General features: G+C 41.1%; 8 protein-coding genes. 1 reads left to right on the top strand and 7 read right to left on the bottom strand.

Translation table 11 applies throughout. From position 1 onward, the window contains the following. From N667_RS20190 to N667_RS0111150, 3 genes are all read right to left on the bottom strand, one after another. Nucleotides 1-295, bottom strand: a 295-nt coding sequence (locus N667_RS20190) for a transposase (protein WP_409978183.1), incomplete at its 3' end; no start/stop codon positions are given. Nucleotides 296-350: 55 nt separating this feature from the next. Next, complete coding sequence (locus N667_RS0111155; protein ID WP_027409652.1) at nt 351-866, bottom strand: molybdenum cofactor biosynthesis protein B; 516 nt, start codon at nt 864-866, stop codon at nt 351-353. 20 nt (nt 867-886) lie between these two features. Next, nucleotides 887-1,480, bottom strand: a complete 594-nt coding sequence (locus N667_RS0111150; RefSeq protein WP_027409651.1) for a YcxB family protein — start codon at nt 1,478-1,480, stop codon at nt 887-889. 273 nt (nt 1,481-1,753) lie between these two features. Between N667_RS0111150 and N667_RS0111145 the strand changes: the two genes are divergently transcribed. After that, a complete protein-coding gene (locus N667_RS0111145) occupies nt 1,754-2,473 on the top strand; it encodes a hypothetical protein (RefSeq protein WP_027409650.1) in 720 nt (239 codons plus the stop codon). Nucleotides 2,474-2,517: 44 nt separating this feature from the next. Here the strand turns inward: N667_RS0111145 and N667_RS0111140 are convergent, their stop codons facing one another. The 4 genes from N667_RS0111140 to ytfJ all read right to left on the bottom strand — a co-directional run bounded on the left by N667_RS0111140 (nt 2,518) and on the right by ytfJ (nt 6,096). Beyond that, entirely contained in the window at nt 2,518-3,711 is a 1,194-nt protein-coding gene (locus N667_RS0111140) for an acetate kinase (protein WP_027409649.1), read from the bottom strand. Nucleotides 3,712-3,900: 189 nt separating this feature from the next. Then, complete coding sequence (locus N667_RS0111135) at nt 3,901-4,896, bottom strand: class I SAM-dependent methyltransferase (protein WP_027409648.1); 996 nt, start codon at nt 4,894-4,896, stop codon at nt 3,901-3,903. Nucleotides 4,897-5,003: 107 nt separating this feature from the next. Next, nucleotides 5,004-5,504, bottom strand: a complete 501-nt coding sequence (gene tpx, locus N667_RS0111130) for a thiol peroxidase (protein ID WP_027409647.1) — start codon at nt 5,502-5,504, stop codon at nt 5,004-5,006. Between the two features lie 136 nt (nt 5,505-5,640). After that, complete coding sequence (gene ytfJ / locus N667_RS0111125) at nt 5,641-6,096, bottom strand: GerW family sporulation protein (protein WP_027409646.1); 456 nt, start codon at nt 6,094-6,096, stop codon at nt 5,641-5,643. Between the last annotated feature and the right edge of the window lie 10 nt (nt 6,097-6,106).

The following is a 6,106-nucleotide window of genomic DNA, read 5'->3' as shown; positions in this document are numbered from 1 at the left end:
GAACGGAACGAAACCCTTCTAGGTATTGGATCATGAGGATTTTTACCAAGATTAAAGGGTCGATGGAAGGACGGCCTGTGTTCATCGAGTAAAACGGTTGGAGTAAGCGATACACATGATTCCAATCCATGAAACGATCGATTTGAACCAACACATGATTCGAATCGACCATGGACTCATACGCTCGACGGTTTTCTTGAATTTCTAAATTCGATCGGTAGGAATATATAGGGGAGCTCTCCTCATCGGTATTTCCTTCATATATATCATAAAAAAACGATTTTGTCGTTGACAAAATCGTTTTTCAACAGTCTGAAGTGTCCGTCTTTTCATACGGACACTTCTGTCTTTCAGCGCCAATCTTTCCTTATTTCTCGAACAACATGGCCTAGTTCTGGCAAAATTAATTTAGTCATGGCTAGACGAACCGCTCCGGTAGAACCTGGTGTTGAGAAAATGGCTTTACCGTCCAACACCCCAGCAATCGCCCTTGATAGCATGGCTGCAGACCCAATATCCTCCGTATAACTTAACATGCGAAACAGCTCTCCAAATCCGACGATCTCTTTTTCTATGATTTCTTTAACCGTCTCGATCGTCACATCGCGCTTCGCAATTCCAGTTCCCCCATTTGTCAGCACGACATCAATCTCTGGGTGCTCGCAACCGCGGATCACCGCTGCGCGAATCGCTTCTTTTTCATCTTTCACGATTTCGTAAGCAACGATTTCGTGTCCGGCCTCCCGCAATAGCTGCATCATCAACTTGCCGCTTTTATCCGTTTCTTCTGTTCTTGTATCACTTACGGTCACTATTTTACAGCGAATCACGTGCGGCGCTTCTTTTTTATGTTCGTTTACGCTCATTTGCATCCATCCTTATTGTTTTATCTCGAAAAGAGGTTGCTGAAAATGCCGATAAAAATTAAGACGACAAATATATAGAAAAAGATTTTTCGAAGCCTTGTAAAGAATGAAGTTTTTTTCTGCTTCGGAACAGCTTGAATAAAGCTATGAAATTGCTCCAATGAAGCACGATCGGGAAAATTTTTTTCAGGTAGCACATGCGCTGCATTAATCCCTAACAGTAAATAGTAATACCCTTTTATTTTTTTTATTCCACGAATCGCTATCCATGCATATTGTTGTTTCATCGTAGCTGACTCCATGTAAACCCCTTCTTGTGAAAGCGTATAAACTCTTGGCTGACGATACGCATGGTTCTTTTTTTTCGCTTGCAACAAGATCGACGCAATACACACAGCTAACGCTATAGTCGGCAAGAATGTTAAAAACAGCACCGAATTCCAGCCGATTATCGCCCAAGCATATAATCCGACTACTAAACTGGAAATCCCTATTATAACAAGGCGGGGATATGACACCCACATAAAAAGCAAATTCACAAGCACAAACTCTTTAGGCGATAATTCCACTCGAACATGAATTTGCGACCTATGTAACTCTTCTCTATTTTCCACTATTTCTTTCTCTCCTTCATCGATCAAATACCTTACTAGCACCGCCGCATTTTTTGGTTTCTCGCCTTGTTTCCTATATTGAAAAAAGCAATGCTAGAAGTATCAAGAAAGGAAAAATGATACGGATTTATGGTGCACATATCCTAAATCTATCTGTCATTCTTTTTATGTACAATATACCAAAAAATAAAATCTATGAAAATCTATGTGAAATAAGTAAATGATGCTATAATAAGGGCGACTATAATTTTACTTTGAGGAGGACATGACACCATGAAAAAGGCAATTGCTGCTCTCTCTCTCGGCCTTGCTGTATGGATTGGCGCCCAAACAGCAGCAGAGGCCAAAGTCTACTGGAACGGCTCAGAATTAAAGCCAGGACAAATTGGTAGATTAACAGTATTAAAAACGACTGAGCTTTACCAACTACAAGGAGAGAAAAAAATTGTTAAAAGAACATTAAAACCGGGGGAAAAATTCCGCATTTACACGTTTAAACCAGGCATGCTTGGCTTAGGTGGCGGATATTACATAGATCGCGACAATCGCGTAAAATATGAAACCCCTTCAAAAGCGAAATTAAACCAAGTAAAAATCGAACAGCTATTTAGAGGCGCAAAAATGGGAATGACGCCTTCCCAAATTAAGAAGATCGAAACAGGAAAACTGGTAGCACATTCAAATGCTCAAGGTGTAGACCTGCTCATTTATTCAACTTCAATCTTTGGATATAATACTGAGATATGGTACGGATTTGAAAAAGGAAAGCTGACTTATTTTGGCTATGATTTCGATCCAGAGGTAACTTACACGGAAGACCAATTGCTAAAAATGTATAATAATTTAAAACAGCAATTAATCAGCATTTTCGGTAATAGCTATCAACAATCTGATAGCGAAGAAGGCTATCCACCTGCTCTAACATTTGAGAAAAATGGCTTCACTATTACACTTTCCTACGATTCTTCCGGATTATGGATTGATATTAAGTAAAGTAAAAATAAAAAGCTAGACAAATATTTGTCTAGCTTTTTATTTTAGGCTAAATTTGCCAACCTCACCGCATCGCGGGCAATCATGACTTCTTCATTAGTCGGGATCACTAATACTTTCACTGGAGAGTGCGGATAACTAATAAATGCTTCTTTGCCGCGCACTTTGTTTAGAGCCGGATCCCAATATACCCCCATAAACTCAAGGCCGCGCAACACTTTAGCACGCACAACATCGCTATTTTCGCCGATTCCAGCCGTGAAAATAATCGCGTCTACGCCGCACATGCGCGCTGCGTATGAACCGATATATTTATGAATACGGTTTGCAAATACTTCAAGCGCAAGCTCTGCTCGCTCGTTTCCTTCAGCCGCTGCCTTTTCAATATCGCGTAAATCGCTCGAAAATCCTGAAATTCCAAGCATGCCGCTCCTTTTATTAAGAACATCAATGACCTCTTCTGCTGTTTTTCCGGTTTTCTCCATGATGTACGGGATTAAAGCAGGATCGATGTTTCCTGAGCGCGTTCCCATCGCTACCCCAGCAAGCGGCGTAAAGCCCATCGACGTATCAATCGATTTGCCTCCTTCTACTGCTGCAATGCTCGCACCGTTTCCAAGATGGCAAGAAATAAGGCGCAGCTGCTCAATTGGGCGACCAAGCAACTCGGCTGCACGTTGCGTGACATATTTGTGCGAAGTGCCATGGAATCCGTATTTTCTTATGCCGAATTTTGTATAATACTCATAAGGAAGGCTGTATAAAAATGATTGCTCCGGCATCGTTTGGTGGAACGCTGTATCAAAAACAGCGACAGCCGGAACATTCGGCAAAATTTCTTTAAACGCTTTAATGCCGACAATATTTGCTGGATTGTGCAACGGAGCAAGCTCTGATAATTCCTCAATTTCTTGCAGCACTTCGTCGGTAATGAGAACAGAATCGCTAAACTTCTCTCCTCCGTGAACGACTCGATGTCCGATGCCATTAATTTCTTCAAACGATTGAATAATGCCAAAACGAATTAATTTATCAAGCAGCATTTTGACGGCAACTGAGTGATCTGGAATTGATGCCACTTCTTGAATTTTTTCCCCATTTACCGTAATAGTAAATATCGCGTCTTCAAAGCCGATTCTTTCGACTAGCCCTTTTGTCAATACCGTTTCGCTCGGCATCTCAAATAGTTGGAATTTTAGCGACGAACTACCTGCGTTAATAGCGATAATTTTTGACATCTTGATGAAACAACTCCTTTATCATGACACTTCCTACACAATAGTATCTCTTCGTTTTTTAGTAGCTAAACGCCCCATAATCCTTTTCCATTTTACGCCCCGCATGCCGCTCGTTTCAAGCACCTCTTCCAACTGTAACCGTTTGCATCTAATATGTTTTTATATTCCTAAAATTAAAAAAAGGGCTCTCTATTTAAGAACCCTTTTCTCTGTTTCGAACCATTCGTTAATTTTCTGCATAATTACTTGCATCGCCTGTTTGTTTGAAAATCTCGGCAATTCAGCAAGCAACGCTTTTTTTGGCGCCGTGACATTTGCACCTTTTTTTTGCAAAATAAAAATGCTTTTGGCAGCCTTCTCCGCTTTAAACATCGAAAGCGGAAGCTGCAACAGGCCTTGAATGACAGTATGTTCTTTTATAAATGCATGAAGCTTGTCCGACTGATCGGTTGTAAATAATGAGTTCGGGATCAAGAAAAATAAATAACCGCCTTCTTTTGTATGGTATACGCTTTGTTCTATGAATAAGTGATGCGCATACGAACGGCCGCTTTCTGCTTTTAGTACAAAACGGGACGCAACTTCATCATTCGGATAGTAACCAACCGGCAAATCGCAAATGACGACATCAGCATGGTCAACAAAAAGCGGCTGCAAGCTGTCCTGATTAAAAAAGTGAATCGAATGTTTTTGTAGATTCGCGTTCACATATGAAAGTTTAATAAGCAAATCATCTACATCGATACCATAGCTTTTAATTTGCTTTCCCGGCAGGTGATTCAGCACCGTCGTCAATAGGTTGGCCGTGCCAACAGCCGGATCAAAAACTGTGAGAGCTAGATGATTGGCTGTAAACTTGCCAACCAGATAACTCATAAACAAACCAACAGCATCAGGTGTCATTTGATGATGCGGCTGGATATGCTCTTTCATTCCTTTTAGCACAGCGAGTTGAAATGCTTTGCGAATCTCTTCGTTCGCAAAACGCTCCAACTGAACTTGTCTATACTCGTTTGTCAGCCTTTTCTTATTTAGCTCGCTTACTTCTTCCTGCAGTACATCTCCGTGAAAAATATTCTCCCCAGTTTCTGCAATAGCTTCTAAATATGTACAGCGCAACTCCTCCTGCAAAATACATGCCGTTTGGTCAAAGAGAGAAAATAACTGTTCAACTGGTGTAAGCATCGTTGTTCCCCTTTCTAATGGGTATCCAATGTTTTATTGTATGGCTTACTATCACCGTTTTCAACAAAAAATGCCTCGATTGTTCGAGGCATTTTTCTATTCAGCCATTATTTTGCCGCTTTTGCCGCTTCAATAGCTGCTTCATAATTCGGATGATTTGTCGCTTCAGGAACATATTCAACGTATGTAACCACATCGTTGCTGTCGACTACGAACACGGCACGAGCAAGTAAACGCAACTCTTTAATTAAGACGCCATATGCTTGACCGAATGAAACATCGCGATGATCAGATAACACTTGAACGTTTTCAATTCCGTTCGCTCCGCACCAGCGCTTTTGGGCAAATGGCAAATCGACGCTGATCGTCAACACTTTCACATTACCAAGCTTTGCCGCCTCTTCGTTAAAACGGCGTGTCTGTGCATCACATACTCCCGTATCAATCGATGGAACGACGCTAATCAAACGAATAGACCCTTTTGTGTCCGCAAGCGTCACTTCGGACAAGTCGTTCGCTAGCACTTTGAAGTCTGGAGCTTTATCTCCAACTTTCACCTCATTCCCGACTAATGTCACCGGGTTTCCCTTAAATGTTACATTGGCCATTGAAAATTCCTCCCGAAAAATTTATGTATAGCGTAATCATACCGGGAATGAAAAAATTTTTCAACGATTTTGACTTTCATTTAATATATCTATGGAGAAGTCTCCCACCTTGAAACAGAGTGTAGGAGGGAGAGGCTCATATTCCTAAATCATCTTTCCTTTCGCCATTTTCTTTATTTTTCTTTAACGCATTCTGAATTCTTTCAATGACCTGCGGAGCGAAATCAAGGATTTTTTCGTACAAATGTGTGCTTTCATCAAGATGAAGCAATTTTACACCTGAAGAGTTTACAACTAAGAACGCAATCGGAGTAATAGACACGCCGCCGCCGCTTCCACCCCCGAAAGGATGTTCCGCATTTGAGTGTCCGTTGACATGATTTACAGATGCAACATTGGCACCGTTTGGCTTTCCTTCAACCATAAACTCACTGCCGCCAGCAGCAAATCCAAATCCTACTTTTGAAACTGTTAAAATAACGCTCCCATCTGGTGTTTCTACAGGATCACCGATAATTGTATTAACATCAATCATTTGTTTTAAATTTTCCATCGCTGTTGTCATTAATCCTTGAATTGGATGGTTGCTCATTATAAACTCC

Origin of the sequence: Anoxybacillus tepidamans PS2 (genome assembly GCF_000620165.1) — a bacterium.
Taxonomy (GTDB): domain Bacteria; phylum Bacillota; class Bacilli; order Bacillales; family Anoxybacillaceae; genus Anoxybacteroides; species Anoxybacteroides tepidamans_A.
This window is presented reverse-complemented; position numbering and strand designations above follow the sequence as displayed.